We start from the raw sequence: 15,290 nt of genomic DNA, 5'->3' as shown, positions 1-15,290 counted from the left end.
ATGTATGAAATGGTCTTGTGTAAAAACCATTAAAAAAGATGAATAATGATGGGATGCGCAGAATAGATGCTCGCGCTAATTCAGGCCGAGGCACACGGAAATTCAAGGCATGCTGTCGTGCTAGACTCCAGAGAACACCGCTCGTGTTGTTAGGGCGGAAGTCTTGAAGATCGCTTGCTGCCCCGATGATGAGCCTGATGCTTGAATCAGCTTTGCCTATTCGAACACTGCCTAGCGAATATGCTGCACGCCGAACTCGTCGGTGGTAATGCGTTCGCGGAACTTGCGCACTGCGATCCCGAGCGGGTTCGGGTCGCGCTCCGTGGGCGGGATGTCGCAGAGAAAAATCATTGTCCGCGTATCCTGTCCGACGACATGGGGTGAGCTCTGGGCGACGATCCAGCCGTTATCTTCGCTGTCGACGGCAACCTTTAGCCATGCCTTGCGCTTGTCGGGATAGACTACGTATTCAGCCTCTCTGGGCTGGAGGAGAAACTGCTTATCGGCCAGCGACACGGCTAAATTGCGGTGGCTGAAGTTGAACAAGCGATAGGAGTTTGCCTGGTGCTGTTCGAGCGAATGATCGATCACCATGGTCTCGTAGGGAATCTCGGAGCCAGGTTGCGCTCTTTGCATCAACACAAGGAATGGCCCGGGGCCGTTGGGCAAGGTGACCTGCGCAATGGTCTGGCGTAAAGGGGGCTTCGTGGGGTCTGGATTCTCTACTTCCTGATAAAACGTGACGCGCCGATCATACGCGGTATAGAGCCGCGAAAGATTGCTCATGGAGATGTTGATGTGCGCCTCGTCATCCTTGCCATTATCATACATGGCTTGGAGTGCATCGGTCAGGCAGACGACGCGAAACTGCGGTGGAGCCGTTTCTGCCTGGTTGTTCTGCTGCGCAAATGACTTTGTGGTGCAGAGTAAGAGCGTGAGTATGAAGATTAAACTTGGTCGGGCGTAAGCCATCGGAAAGCAATGATTTTGAAACGTCGATTGAAGTTTCGATTTTCAGGATTAATTGGATCGTCGTGAGCATCCTCGCTGGAGTCCACGTATTCCGGGGTGCGCTGCACGACAGCTTCACACCAAACTTGGGCCATCGGCTCGCCTGTATTGAAGCGATTGCTGACCTCGCCATAGGCACGAATGACAAAGGTGTCAGAGCGGGCTGAGAGGTTGGCACCAATCGTCGATAAGACATCCGCTTGGGTTAGGTAATTCGGGGCGAAAGCAGATCGGTTGCTGATTGGCTTATATGCCTTTTCACCGCCCAGGAGCTGTGTCCGGTCATAGGCACCTTCGGTGAATTGTGTCTGTTGAATCTTATTGGTGATTTCATCACTCTCCCAGAATTCCAACTGATCATCGTTAGCGGGATACTCGCCATCATTGCTGCTGGACCTACTACGATCAATTGCGGCTTGGATCGTGCCACGCAGGTATTCGTGCTCCCATGGTTCGTGGTCGACGTCGTCGACAGTGTTCGGGTTGTCAACCAGGCGGCGGTTCACGAAGTCTGACAGCGAAGTGAAAGGCCCGCGGTTGCGAACTTCTTCCACGATATTGCGCGCCAGTTGGGCAATCTGCTCATCGTCCAGTTCGCGGAAACCTTGGAAGGCGACATTGGGATCGCTATCGGAGCTGGGGCGACTGAAACGCGAAAAGGCCGACTTAAGCGTATCCGGGTTGGATGAGTTGGGATTTTCGGGATCGTATTCCAACTGATTCGCACCGCCAAGAATGGCCCGCCATGCTTGCTCTGAAGTGGAGTTAATATTGAAGCCGCCATCGACCATGAGCGCCGCCGCAGTTTGATCGGGGTCATTGTGATCCGGGGTTGCATTATAAACATGCATGCGCGGGTTTTTCAGATCGCTGTATCCGCTACTGAGCTCTCCGGGATCGATGGTTGAGAAGTAGTATTGGTCCCAGAGCGTGCGATTGAGCAAATAGGAGATGTCGTAATAGCCAAAGAGATCACGGCCCAATTCTTTGAGCCCGCCGAAGCTGTCTTGGGCGTGGTCGATACGCACGAGTTGGTAGCCGGGAGGAGCCGTTGGATACATCTTTACCGGTGCATCGTGCAGGCGATAGTCGGCCAGACTATTGCCGATCGGATAGCTCGGATAGGCACCCACAAAGGACAGATTTGCGTGCTGGAGTTGCCCAATGGACATGAGGCGCTGGTCCTCGTAAGGGAACTCAAACAAAATGGCGTCGACCGGTTCGTTGTTAATCCAGTCATGCCCGAGGCCAGCGGAAACCCGGTTGCTGTTCGTGCCATCACCGCTATTGAACTTTTGCCAAGGGGTATTTACATCGGGGGATCCAGCCGTAGCCGTGAACAACGGGTTATAGTTTCTGTCGCGGCGTGTTCTGCCGGAACGCACGGCTCGCATATTGCCCTGGGCAATCCAGCGAGTGGTGAACATGTGCTGGTTTGTGTTGAGCTGTGCATTCTGCCCGTAGCCGCCAAACAGAGCTTGCGCTAAAAAGACGAAGGAAGGTTCTGAGCCTTCGACATCGAAGACGAGCGGGCCTGCTGCTTGTTGAACGCTTCGCTTGGTGCCGTCAGAATCGGTCACCTGATCCACCACGATGCTGTCCCATCCAATTCTTTGGTGGGCATTATGCCAACGGCGGAATGACGCCGATGGGTTCATCTTTTCGTCGGATTGATCCAGGGTACCGCCACCTGTGCTGACGCGGCTGCTTACCGGATCGCCGAGGTAGATATTTGCTTCGCCGCCGCCACCTCGGTTGAAACTGCTGGAGTTGCTGCGGCCGACCAAGCGATAATCAAGAAGCTCTTCACCGGGCTGGATTTTCACAACTGCGCCGTCTTGCTTGATCGGGAAGTGCACATAGGCGCTGGGTTCGGGTTCGATGTTTTTCAGGACGTTCTGCTGATTGTAGCTCTCGCCAGAGGAGGTGTGCGGCAGGCTGAAGATCAGGCTCTGCCCTGGTGGAATGTCTGGGCAATCGAGGCGGAAGCGAATGTATTCAGTATGGTTGTTGTCCAGGCCATCAGACTCCTGCTGGAAATCGACGTAACCAATGCTGGTCCACTCGGGGTCAGCGTCGGGGGCTTCGCGGAAAACATCCAGACTGACCTTCACGTTGTAAGTCGGATAAAAGCCTACCTCCAGCTCTTTGCCTTTGAGTGTGAAATTGTAGGGATTCCACAGAACGACCAGCGGGTAGAGGTTTATGTGAATCGGTACATCTGCGGCGGGTTCTGCTGTAGGCGCGGCGCGAAATCCAATCGAGAAGTAGGTGAGGACTGGCTCGACGCCAACATGGTCATCAAAGCCATCTTTGTCATGCGCAGGCATGATTGTTTCCAGCTCATAGGCACCGCTGCCACTGGTGGGGACGCGTGTTTGATAGAAAGACCTGAGGTGCTTCCAGGTAGGAATGCCAAACCCTTCGGTGTAGCCATGGACGTCTCCGCTGTGAGGCGTCCACATCCGATTTTGGTCTGCGGTGGGGTCGGTGCTGCCAACGATATACGATTCGTCGAGCAGAATGCTCAAGTCGCGCTTCAGGCCGCCCGCGTAGGTGTCGGACAGCACGGACTGTGTCTGTGGGCTGATGTCATGGTAGCGATTTTTAAGAATCGCGGACATTTGATTGGGATCTGTCGAAATGACGGCCAACTCCATTGGATTGGTCAATTTGCTCAGTTCGCTGCTATTCGGATCGTAGCGGTCACTGATGGTTGAGGCGGCTAGGTCTTCCTCGTCCTCGAACCCATCGGCCATCAGTTCGATCGCCGAGCGTTTGGCATTGGTGAACGCGTAAATTTTATCCGAGTCATTGGTTTCCAGTGGGAGATTCGCCGATGCTTTGACACCTTCATCGCCGATCCACCAGGCGTAGCCGCCATTGCTGTCGGTTGTGGTTACTTCGACGACGGGCGCGACGACATAGTCTCGTATTTTTGCCGCGGAGCCGGGGCCAACCATGACACGGGCCGGTTGGCCGCCGACGGTCAGGCTAGTATCTGTGGCTGGCGTAACTTGGGTCAAACCGTCAACAGCCATGCCGGGCTTGTAGGGAATACTGTCGGGGTCCACTTTCTGGATGACATTACCGTCGTTGCCGATATTGACTGTGGAGAGAAACGGATTTACCTCATTGCCGCTGACGAGCCAGTTGAGCAGCATGGCGGAGGAGCCATTGTCATTTACGGTGTTGGGTGAGCGGTCGGTGTCGACATTGGTGAGCTCGGTTGCAATTTGGACCGGATCTTTGCCGTAGTCGGGCTTGATCGCATTGCCATAAACGCCTACCCAGTATGGGTTGGCTGCGTCGGGCCCGAGTTCCAGGTCGGACCGAGCGGTGATCCGTTGATCGGGGCCGGCAAATACCTGCAGCTCTGCGAGGGCAATCTGCATGCCCAAAAGTGCGTTCTGGCGTGCCTCCATTTGGATTTTTTCGGTGGCGGCCAGATTCGTTTCGATTCTCAAGAGAGTGGCAAGAGATAGAATCAAAACAATCATGAAAGCCATGAGCGTCAGGCTGATCACGAGGGCAAAGCCTGAGCTGCGCTTTTTGTGACTGTTTGGCTGTTTCATACTGGGGATTTGTTAATTAAATCGGATGGTCATACGTTTGGTAAACAGATACTTGGCGTTATGTTTGTAAGGTATGCCTAATATCATGGGTTATTCTATTGGGGCTTCAGGCCATGAATAGAAGCATCTCGAGACCACCGCGAGCATCGTGGCTGTGTGCCGTGTGTCTCTTGCTATTGGGCAGTCTAGCACTAGGTGAAATCTGACCTGGAATATTCTTTGGTTGAGGTAAACAAGATGGGGTTATGTTGTGAAAAGCGTCTTTGCAGCTGTGTTTAGTCCAATAATAGCATATTCACGGCTTATTCCTGCAAACGATTCCTGACAAGTTCTCTGTTCTTTTCTGATGTGGCGCGTCGCTGACTTGTTCGTGTCTGTACGATCCACTTTCCTCGTCAGCGGGTTGCATTAGGTTGAGCGCGAAATTTGCACCTGTCGCGCGGATGGAATGGCGCTGACCGCTGCGTATCCCCAATTGGCTTCTGATGGACGGGGTATGGAAGCAAAATGGCGCGATAAATGACTCCGGCGCGGTAGTAGCGGGCGGAGTTTGAGAGTTTGCGTGCCGATGCGATCGTGTCGATTCGCCGAGGGGAGTAGGCGAGCCCAGCCAGGGTTTACTGGTGATTGGTAGCGCTCACACCGACATCAAGCATGCTACGTAGCTTGCGGGCTAGGACTTCTTGCCGAAAAGGCTTCGAGAGAAATTCGACACCATCCTCGATGACTCCACGGTTGGCGATTACATCCGCTGTATATCCGGACATATAGAGCACCTTCAACTTCGGATGCTTCGATAGGAGTCGCAGCGCGAGTTCCCGGCCGTTCATGCCGGGCATGACCACATCAGTGATGAGCAGATCGATAGTGCCGAGTCGATAATTGATGAGCTCAAAAGCCTCGGCTGGTATCTTGGCGCAGATCACGGTGTAGCCGAGCTCTTTGAGGAATATCCTGGTTGTATCGCGGACGGTATCTTCGTCTTCAACGAGTAACACGGTTTCCGAACCGCGGGGCATATCCTTTGTTTGCTTCTTGGACCCTGAGTGCTCTATGGCGTCCGTCGCCGCTGGGAAATAAATGCGAAATGTTGAGCCGTTGCCTGGCGTGCTTTCGACGCGGATGACTCCCATGTTCTGTTTCACGATTCCATAGACGGTTGCGAGACCGAGGCCAGTGCCTTTTCCCTCTTCTTTGGTCGTGAAAAAAGGTTCGAAAATGTTCGCAAGTATTTTTTCGTCTATGCCGCAGCCGTCGTCCTGAACGGAGAGCATGACATAAGTTCCGGGATTGAGTTCGGGGTTGGCGGCGCAGAATTCTTCGTCCAGCGATGCGTTGGCGGTATCAATGACAATTTGGCCTACGCCGCCGATGGCATCACGGGAGTTGACGCACAGGTTGGCCAGGATCTGGTCGACTTGAACTGGGTCGATTTTTAACGGGAGCAAGTCTTTTCCAGGGTGCCAAAGCAGTTCGATGTCTTCGCCAATCAGGCGGTGCAACATCTTCAGCATGTTGGCGACGGTGTCGTTGAGATCAAGCACCTTGGGCTTGATCGTTTGCTTGCGGGAAAACGCCAACAACTGCTGCACCACGCCTTCCGAGCGCTCGGCGGCCTTGCTGACCTGTTGAAGCCAGGGAGAGATGGGGTGTGTCTCTTCCAGCTTTGCCCGGCAAAGGTCAGTGTAGCCGATGATCCCCATCAGCATGTTGTTCAGGTCGTGCGCCACGCCGCCGGCAAGTTGTCCTACCGCTTCGAGCTTCTGCGTCTGGCGGAGGTGTTCCTCGACTTTACGGCTCTCAGTGATGTCTTCCGATACGCCGAGCAGCCCGATCACTTCTCCGCTGCGATTCTTGAGCGGAAGCTTGCTAGTATGCCACCATCTGGTCGCACCGTCTTCGGTGGTGAAACTTTCCTCAAAGCCAAGCTTGGGTTTGCCAGTCGTTAGCACAGCCCGGTCGATTTCAACAAACTTTGCCGCTTGCCGGTGCCACGTGAGCTCTTCATCTCGCATGCCGGTAATCTGTCTTACCTTTAGACCGCCTGCTGATTTCGCAAAGGTTCTATTACAGCCCATGTAGACGGAGTTCAGGTCTTTCCAAAAAATGTTGATCGGTACGGAGTTGATGACCAATTCGAACATTTCTTTCTGCGTCTCCAACTCCATTTCGAACAGCTTGCGCTCGGTGAAATCCTGGCTGGTGCCAATCATGCTTATTGCCTTGCCGTCTTCATCGCGGATTACTGAGGCTTCGTTGTGAATCCACGCAATGGACCCATCTGGCTTCACAATGCGGAAATCGATGTCAAATGGTTGGTCAGCGTTCTCGATTTTTTCTGCCAGATAATCTTCCCACCAGTCAACTTGATCCGAGTGGATGAGGCTTTTGATCAAGTCGTAGGTGATCGCTTGCGGCTCGACGCCGAAGATGGGAAACATGGCATCAGTCCAAGTTGTCTTTTGATCTGAGAGCGACCAATGCCAACTACCAATTCCGGCGACCCGCTGTGATTCAGCGAGCAAATTTTGGGTTTGTTGAAGCTTTGCGGCGGCGAATTTGGCCTGTTCTTCGGCGAATTGTCGTAGGCGGCGGTTTTCAACTTCCTTTAGCTCCCGTTGGACGGCAGGTGCGAGACGAGCCAGTGAATCTTTGAGAAGAAAATCGTGGGCTCCAGCTTTCATTAGCTCGACCGCTTTTTCCTCTCCTACGGCACCGGATATGGCAATGAAGGGTAAGTCTCGATTTTGTTCTCGGATAATTGCCAGGGCGTATGGCGCTCCGAAATTCGGTATGTTGTAATCGGATAAAATGATATCCCAGTCCTCGGAGTCGAGAGCGGCCAAAAAGTCATCCCGGGTTTGTACACGACGCCATTGCAGTTGGTAGCCACCTTGCTTCAGTTTGCGGACAACCATCAGCGCATCCGCTTCAGAGTCTTCAACAATGAGTGCTTTTAGTTTCATCTGAGGGTGGTCGCGTTTGAAATTTAAAGGTTCTTTTCGGGTTGTCCTATTGCTGCTCGAACATTGGCCTACGATTGAGCACTACCCAATATAGGCCAAGCTGTTGGATCGCTTCCGCGAATTGGACGAAATCAACGGGCTTTTGAATGTAGCTGTTGCAGCCGCTGGCGTAGCTCTGGATCAGATCGCTCTCCTCCGCGGATGACGTTAAGATAACCACCGGCAGGTATTTCGTCTTTTCATTCGCGCGTAGCTGCCGCAAAACAGCATGGCCATCGATTTTCGGCAGCTTTAAATCCAAGAGAATCAAGCCGGGCATGACACTGGAATCACGGCCAGCGTATTCCCCCTCGGCGAAAAGATAGTCCAGCGCCTCGACGCCATCGTTAGCCACGATGATTTCATTCGAGATTCCATTTTTTTTGAATGCGCGAAGGGTGAGGATTACGTCGTCGGGGTTGTCTTCTACCAACAGTATCGTGGTATTCGCTTCGAGGTTGTACATCGTGTCTCCTGTTGTCGTCGATGAAGGGCGGGGTGCTTAGTGATATTTGGTTATTGATATGTTAATTTGATGCTAATAGATTAATCTGTGAGTGAGAAGCAGAAAGTAGCACCCTCGTTTAGCTTACCGATTGCCGAAACCAAACCCCCCTTGGAGGAGAATCGCTCGCTTAACAGTGGGCAGGCCAATGCCGGAGCTCTCAAACTCGTCAACTGTGTGCAGCCTTTGGAAGGCATCGAAAAGTTTGTCGGCGTAGGTCATGCCTATGAAGGTCATAAGCAATGTGGCTCTTCGCGGACTAGAAAGCGTGCAGCGCCGATTGGATAATCCAGTCGAAGATGCGCAGCAAGGGGAGGCGCACCTTTCAACAAATGACTGCTGAGTTTATTCTCAGTAATCCTTTATTAACTGGTCTGCCGGTAGCTCTCCGGTTCGCATGAAATGCATGGAGGCGACTGCCGCTGGATCATCGGGCGATGCCATCTCTTTGAGGATTCCTCCATGGTTTCGCTCAGGGACTTCAACTAAGCTTATGCTTTCATTTTGGGCGACTTTGCGCATTGCCGCCACGAAATAGCGATTTTCCTCCAAGCGGGCGGGCCAGTCATCCCCTCCGATAATAATCAGTATCGGGGGTGTCTCTTTTTGAATGTGGTAGATGGGTGCCGCGGCGTCTGCGTAGATTGCCGGGCGCTTAATGCCTTTTTCCTTTGCCACGGTAAAGTGTGTCATCACTTGCCCACTGACTGGAATGAACCCGCCGATGGCCGATACGTCCACGCCGGCATCAGCCAGGTATTGAGGGTCCAACGCAAGCATTGAGGCGATGTATGCCCCGGCGGAATGCCCACCGATGAATATGGGGCACTTTCAGTTTTAACAACGTCTGCTCAGATATCGTCTGCTTTGAGGCTAATACTCGATCCGATAGAAACGTTGCCCTTCGGATGAAATGGTGTCGGTAAATGGCGGCGTGGGTTGCGGCGTGACTAGTGACCAATTGCTTAGATTGTCGCTGACCCACAGTTGTCCGGCACCACTCCAGTCGATAATGATGTTATTGCCCAGGGAGACCGGTTTGTATAGCTCAGGAGAGTTGGCCTGTTGGTTGTCGATGATGACGGCACCGATATAGAAGAAGCCATTGCTGTTCGTATTATTGGCACCCTTACTGACGGTGAGTATCATGTCTCCCGTAGCATTGGGCTGCATGTCGTTAATTTGAGCGGTGGAGGAAACATTGTTGGCCGCATCGAGGGTGACTGAGCGGCTGCTGCTGCCGGTTAGCGTATACTGAGTTTCGCGATTATCCGAAACCGAGGTTCGGGAAGCGTAGAAGGTAAAGCTGTAGGAGGTGGCGGGATCGAGGTTGGAAAAGATGAACACAGCCTGACCATTATCCGTGAAGCTGCTCCAGGTTCCGTTTTGGCCATATAGGCTATCCGAAGTTGCGCCGCTAGGGTAGGGGCCGGCGGTTGTGCCATTCTGATTGCTGCCGCCAACGGTGTCAGTCATTGTCAGTGAGATGCCGGTGGACTGCCCACTTGCATTAAGTAAATCGCCGACGAGTTCTGCGGGCGTGCCGGTTCCGTTGCCGACAGCATTTCGGATCGTACTATCGACCGCGACCATGTTCCAGGTCTCGCTGGTGCCGGTGACAGTGTTGCCGCCCCCGAAGTCGAGGTAAATAAGGTTGTGCACCTGCCCAGCTTGTAGGGTCATGCGTGTGGCTTCGGCCAATGGATTACCTGCGTCATCCTGGAGGCCGGTCGTGATTTCCACCAAGACATTGCCAACGACTTCGATGGTGGTTGTAAGTGTTATGCTATTGCCCATGCCGTTAATTGACACGCTGTCAACCGCCACGCGATTGCCACGGTTGATGATGGTGTAGTTGCTTGGGTCGAGGGCTGTAGCTTCGTCGAGTACATCGTCGAACTGGAGAACCAGTGTACTGGCATCTGATTGAGTCAGGCCTGTCCAGACGGGTGGAGTGGTATCAGGCGGAGTTTGGACCAAGCCTGCGGCGACAACCGTTTGCCAAGCGATGTTTTCGACGAAAGCGGCTTCAGTTGCATTGAGGTTTAAGCCCAGAGCGATGACCTCTGATGTGCTGTAGAGCCCCACCGGACTAGCTTGATAAATCGCCGCGTAGTGGACGCAGGCGGAGAGGTAATAGCCCAGCGAGTTGCCATGATATTCGTCGCCCGCAAAAAGATCGATATAGTTGGGGTCGCTAGGGTGAAGGTTGCCACCTGCATTATTCCATGCTTGGCCGACCGGGTCGACTTTTACTGGAGGGTTATCCGGATGGTCGGCGTTGAGCGAGTCCGCAAGCGCCTGGTAATTCGTGACCAATTCGCCGAGCATTTCATCCGTGGACTCGAAGGAGGTGGGGGTGGAGGTCCCGGTGATCAGGGAGTGGGTTGCTGAACGCGCCCAGGTTTGGTAAAGATGGACCTGCGTGTCGGGATTGTTGGCCATGATGGAGCCATACAGCAGTGTGCCGTAAGTCATATGGTCAGTAACACTGCCAATGTGGGTGGGCTCAGTGGAATAATTTTGCATCACTACATGAGTCCACGGCTGTGAAGCGATTTCAGCCTGATGATTCTCGTAGTGATATTCATAATCCTTGCCGCTGACAGCGGCCATGACCGTCGTTGGATCCTCTTGGCCTGCTCCGCGCGCGAGGGCGTCAAAGATGACTGGGACACTCTTCGCCCCGCCGGAGCCATGCGTGAAGCTATTGCCTAGGAACAACACTTTGTTCTCTGCGTTAGCCAGGTTTGCCAGGGTTAGGAAAACCAAAAGATTTATGATGAAGCACTTAGGGAATGCAGTCATGTCAAAGGGGGGATAAGCAATCGATCTGCTCTTAGGCAGATTCATCGAGTTAAGTGGCCGCGTGGCCTGGTCGTAGTCTTCCTTAATGAATGCTAGCCGGAAGCTGGCTAGTGGCCCTCAAAGGCCATAAACGAAAATGGTGGGTCTATAGTTAGACCCACCATTGGAAAAACTATTCTTTTGGTGGGGCTTTAGCGGCGACGGCGCCACATGACGAAACCAGTGGCCATGGCGCCTACGAGCAATGCCATGGAGCTAGGCTCGGGGATCACAGTCATTTGCAGTGAGCCGAGGTATGAATAATCGCTTGTATTGTTGGGGCCCTTTTGAACCGTGAGTGTGATTTCACCGGAGGCGTTGGGGCTGATGCCAAAGGCAGTGACTGTGCTGGTTACATTGTCAGCTGCATCAAGGTAAACGGTGGCGTTGTTGCCGCCAACAAAAGCGTATTCGGTTTCGCGGTTATCGCTAGCGCTAGATGCGCCACGCGAGGCAAACATCGTGAAATCGTATGTCTTGCTTATGTCGAGACCCGAAAACACTAACACTCCTAAGCCATCGCCTGGGGTCACCCCAGCACTGGCAGTCGCTGTGTAAAAGCTGTCTCGCACTGCGGATACGGGATAGGGCGCTGAGGCGTCTTGGGTGCCGCCAGCATTTCTACCTCCAAATGCATTCGTAATGGTGAGAGTGATGCCGGTGCCATTGTTTGTGGTGTCCAGCATATCAGCGAAAAGTTCACCAGTCTGCCCTCCGGGCACAATGCCAAGGTGAGCATTGTTCCACGTTTCCGGTTGACCGGTGGTTTGATAGATTTCGTCGCCGAAATCGACGAGAACCGTTTGTGCGCTCAGCAGTGCTGGCGCGAGCACAAGTGTGGAGAGTAATATTTTACGGGTATTAACCATAGTGAGGGGATTTTGAGTTAGTATTTGGTGGTGAGTAATTTCGCGTTTTCTTTGGATGTAATGAATTGGAAATGAAAAGTTACTTCATCTGATCATTTCACCGGGTTATTGTAGATTAACATACATATGATCAGAGGAATTGGAATGATAAAACGATTGAATCATGAAAATTCTTCCATCTCGGCCATTGGCGTTAATTTCTGGATTTGTATCGATTACGCTCTGAGCGGGCATCTTAATTCCATGTCGTAATTACCAAAAGGTGATGTAGAGTGGGTGCCGGAATCGCGATGAAACCGCTAAGCGCGACGACGACAAATGGAGACCAAGGTCAAAGTGCAGATCCCGAATATGGCCGCATAAGTCGATGGTTCGGGAACGGCGTTGATTAAATCACTGTATTCAGTGGCGATCACGATGTTATCAAATGCCCTGTCATCCGTTTGCCTTTGATATAATTCGAATCGAGTCGATTGAATCGGCGGTGGCGGTGGAACCGGCGCGACCCGCAGCTCCCGCTCCGCCATCACCTCCATTGAGTGAAAAGGAACCCTCTCCTCCGCCACCGCCGTTGCCCCCGGGCAAATCGGTTGCGCAGTATGTGCCGATCGAAAAAACAGGGATTCGGCATCCTGGTTGACCGGAAACACGCACTAGATCCGGTCAGTGATCCCGCCCTGTTTAAAATACATCTCATACTGTGGGGTCTTTCGGAAGGTCTGAAAATCAATGAACCCATCGCGCAGGCGACAACTGCGAAAGGTTCCGGCCTGGCGGATCACCGCTTGCGTACTCATGCCGGGATCACGTTCCATACGCGCGAGCACCTTACGAATGAAGTCCGCACACTCGGGGGTCGGGGGGAGCCAGCGCTCGGCCGATTGATATTTCGCCGCATCCATCGTCGCCCAATGATAAATCGAATTTCGTATCAACTGGTGACTGGTTTTTAAGGGCTCCGTGCTAGTCGTTCAGTAGCAGTTGAAGAAGTGGATTTGGGTATTTGCGTTCAATCGTAATTGCGTAGAAGTGCTCGCTTAGCGTCGGAAGCTGATGGAGGTCGAATAATAGACCTTGTTCCAGCTCATCTTGGACAACCACAGGAGGTAATAGCGAGATGCCGTCGATCTCGCGTGAGAGTAGTCGCAACATTGCCATGTCATCGGCTTCAGCCGCAATCAATGGCCGTACACCGTGCTGTGTCATCAAAATATCAAAGTGGTTGCGTATTTCACTTTCGGTTGTGGGAAGCACCATGGGGACATCCTTGAGGTCTTCAGGAAAGCGAAAGCGACGACGCTTACGATATTGCTTACCACCAATGAGGCTAATCACCTGCTCAGCAACGAGTCTACTCTGCCATGCATTGCCGCCGTCGCGTTTGACTGCTCGGTTCGATAAAACCAAGTCGATTGTATGGGCATTCAATTGCCCGAGCAGCTCACTCATGCTGGCGGAGGTAATGACTACCTCAACCGATTCATTATCAATGACGGGCCTCAGAAACGAAAGTTGAAAGTTTCTTGAAAGCGTTGCCACTGCACCAACGCGAAGCACTTCTTTATACTTTCCGCTGCGGTTCTGAAGTGTCGCCAGCATCTCGTCGCCAGTGCGAAAAATCGTTTCCGCATAGTCAAAAACCATGCGCCCTTCTTCTGTCAGTTGGAGTGACTTGTGCATGCGGTTGAAAAGGGCACACTGCAGATTCTCCTCCAGTTGTTTGAGCTGAACGCTTAGCGAAGACTGCGAAACATTCATTCGAGCAGCTGCGGCCGTCAAGGTGCCCTCGCGCACGATAGCGTAAAAGTACCTCAGATGATGGTAGTTGATTTGTTGCATATATAAAATAGAACGAATGTATATTTTTCTTATATTGGATAGATTCAAGTAAATTTGTTACTATCCGGTCATGAACTGGATATTGACTACGATGGTTGGCTGGATGCCGCTCGCATTTCTGGCTTTTATCTGCAGCAAAAGCGCTTGGCTAAACGCCGAGCCTGTTAAGCTGGGCAAGCTTGCCGAACGCTTGGCCTGGGCTGCCACGCTTTGCTCAGGTGGCGCTTACCTGATTTGGTTGCTGACGGGGCAAGTGATTGTCAGTACGACCCTTACTGATGCAGGCCTCATTGGTCTCAGGCTCGATGCGCTCTCGCTGCCCATTCTTTGCCTGATTTGTTTCTTGGGAGGTGTTATCCTGCGTTTTTCGCGGAACTACTTGAGTGGTGACGCGGGGCAGGGCAATTTGTTCAAGTGGATGCTCGTCACGCTTGGTGCCGTCATGTCTCTCGCCCTGGCACCCGGGCTGGTGCAGTTCTGGCTAAGTTGGGTCGTATGTAGCATGGGGCTGCACCACCTGCTGGTTTATTTCCCAGATCGGCTCGGGACTTTGCTGTCAGCGCGCAAGAAGTTTGTCGTCAGTCGGCTGGGCGATCTCTGCTTGATAATTGCCTTCACGGGAATCTATCAGACCTTCGGCACGCAGAACTTCAGCGAACTTTTTGCGCTCGCTCAAAGTAATCCCGGACTGATCGCCGGTCAGGCTTGGATTGGCTGGCTGGTAGTTTTCGGAGCATTAATGAAGTCCGCCCAGTTTCCCTTTCATACTTGGCTGCCGGACACCATGGGCACGCCCACCCCGGTATCCGCGCTCATGCACGCAGGCATTATCAACGCGGGTGGTTTCTTGGTTATTCGCCTGAGTTCGCTAATTGTATATACGCCCAGCGCACTCAGCTTTCTTGCCATTATCGGAGCGGTCACCTTGGCGTTTGCCTCGCTCATTATGTTAACCCAGAATAGCATCAAGCGCTCGTTGGCCTTTTCGACCATCGCGCAAATGGGCTTCATGATGCTGCAGTGTGGTCTTGGTGCCTTCTCACTGGCGGCTCTGCACTTGGTCGCTCACTCACTCTACAAAGCGCATGCGTTCCTTTCCTCTGGTTCGACCGTGGCGACTCTGAAGCAGCTGGAGGTTAAGTCGCAGGCTCCAGTTGAGAAATCCGCATTGCTTGGGCTGGGCTTGCTGAGTCTCGGGCTGGTCAGTGCCTTCGCCTGGCTATTTGGGTTAAATCCGGTCAACAAGCCTGGCCTGCTTGTCTTCCTTGCCGTTCTTACCATGGCGGTAAGCCAGTTCCTGATTGCTTGGGTGCGCCATCATTCTGTTGGCCAAACTTTGGTCAAACCGCTCGCGCTGGCCAGTGGATTTGTCGCCCTGTATCTTGGCCTAACCGAGGTGACCTTGAATTACTTCCAAGGCACGCTTCCGCTGGCACCAATTGGCGGTCTGGCTTTCCAAGCGACCCTTACATGCGGACTCGTTGCGGTTTTCATTCTGAGCATTCTGGCGCAAAACCAGAGCCTTGGCCGGTCGGGATTGGCGCGCGCCCTCTACGTTCATGCTTTAAACGGGTTTTACCTGAACACGATAGCGAACCGGCTATCGCGCGCGATCGGACTCGTGCCTGCCGGACGCTAA

At 53.0% G+C, this 15,290-nt stretch carries 12 protein-coding genes; 1 reads left to right on the top strand and 11 read right to left on the bottom strand.

Going from position 1 to position 15,290, the window contains the following annotated elements:
* Positions 1 to 231: 231 nt before the first annotated feature.
* From O3S85_RS11935 to O3S85_RS11890, 11 genes are all read right to left on the bottom strand, one after another.
* Entirely contained in the window at positions 232 to 972 is a 741-nt protein-coding gene (locus O3S85_RS11935; RefSeq protein WP_269540607.1) for a hypothetical protein, read from the bottom strand.
* Entirely contained in the window at positions 948 to 4,586 is a 3,639-nt protein-coding gene (locus O3S85_RS11930) for a helix-hairpin-helix domain-containing protein (RefSeq protein WP_269540606.1), read from the bottom strand. The genes O3S85_RS11935 and O3S85_RS11930 overlap by 25 nt, the downstream gene beginning before the upstream one ends.
* A 617-nt stretch (positions 4,587 to 5,203) precedes the next feature.
* On the bottom strand, positions 5,204 to 7,552 hold the full coding sequence (locus tag O3S85_RS11925) for a response regulator (protein WP_269540605.1): 2,349 nt from the start codon (positions 7,550 to 7,552) through the stop codon (positions 5,204 to 5,206).
* Between the two features lie 46 nt (positions 7,553 to 7,598).
* Entirely contained in the window at positions 7,599 to 8,057 is a 459-nt protein-coding gene (locus O3S85_RS11920) for a response regulator (protein ID WP_269540604.1), read from the bottom strand.
* A gap of 123 nt (positions 8,058 to 8,180) precedes the next feature.
* Positions 8,181 to 8,318 carry a hypothetical protein gene (locus tag O3S85_RS11915; RefSeq protein WP_269540603.1) on the bottom strand — a complete coding sequence of 46 codons (138 nt, stop codon included), beginning with the start codon at positions 8,316 to 8,318 and terminating at the stop codon, positions 8,181 to 8,183.
* Between the two features lie 129 nt (positions 8,319 to 8,447).
* Positions 8,448 to 8,912: an alpha/beta hydrolase gene (locus O3S85_RS11910; protein ID WP_269540748.1), complete on the bottom strand. Its 465-nt coding sequence runs from the start codon at positions 8,910 to 8,912 to the stop codon at positions 8,448 to 8,450.
* A 57-nt stretch (positions 8,913 to 8,969) separates the two neighbouring features.
* Complete coding sequence (locus O3S85_RS11905; RefSeq protein ID WP_269540602.1) at positions 8,970 to 10,904, bottom strand: Ig-like domain-containing domain; 1,935 nt, start codon at positions 10,902 to 10,904, stop codon at positions 8,970 to 8,972.
* 191 nt (positions 10,905 to 11,095) lie between these two features.
* On the bottom strand, positions 11,096 to 11,812 hold the full coding sequence (locus O3S85_RS11900) for a PEP-CTERM sorting domain-containing protein (RefSeq protein WP_269540600.1): 717 nt from the start codon (positions 11,810 to 11,812) through the stop codon (positions 11,096 to 11,098).
* 299 nt (positions 11,813 to 12,111) lie between these two features.
* The gene (locus O3S85_RS21275; protein WP_425499853.1) at positions 12,112 to 12,339 is read right to left on the bottom strand and encodes a PEP-CTERM sorting domain-containing protein; all 228 of its coding nucleotides are present in this window, start codon (positions 12,337 to 12,339) and stop codon (positions 12,112 to 12,114) included.
* A 126-nt stretch (positions 12,340 to 12,465) separates the two neighbouring features.
* Positions 12,466 to 12,714: a hypothetical protein gene (locus O3S85_RS11895; RefSeq protein ID WP_269540599.1), complete on the bottom strand. Its 249-nt coding sequence runs from the start codon at positions 12,712 to 12,714 to the stop codon at positions 12,466 to 12,468.
* A gap of 61 nt (positions 12,715 to 12,775) precedes the next feature.
* Positions 12,776 to 13,651: a LysR family transcriptional regulator gene (locus tag O3S85_RS11890; RefSeq protein WP_269540598.1), complete on the bottom strand. Its 876-nt coding sequence runs from the start codon at positions 13,649 to 13,651 to the stop codon at positions 12,776 to 12,778.
* A gap of 70 nt (positions 13,652 to 13,721) precedes the next feature.
* Here O3S85_RS11890 and O3S85_RS11885 point away from each other — a divergent pair, with 70 nt between their 5' ends.
* Positions 13,722 to 15,290, top strand: a complete 1,569-nt coding sequence (locus tag O3S85_RS11885) for a proton-conducting transporter transmembrane domain-containing protein (protein ID WP_269540596.1) — start codon at positions 13,722 to 13,724, stop codon at positions 15,288 to 15,290.

The organism is Cerasicoccus sp. TK19100 (assembly GCF_027257155.1).
In the GTDB taxonomy this organism is placed as follows: domain Bacteria; phylum Verrucomicrobiota; class Verrucomicrobiia; order Opitutales; family Cerasicoccaceae; genus Cerasicoccus; species Cerasicoccus fimbriatus.
Note: the sequence above shows the minus strand (reverse complement) of the source record. Positions and strands in the feature narration are given on the sequence as shown.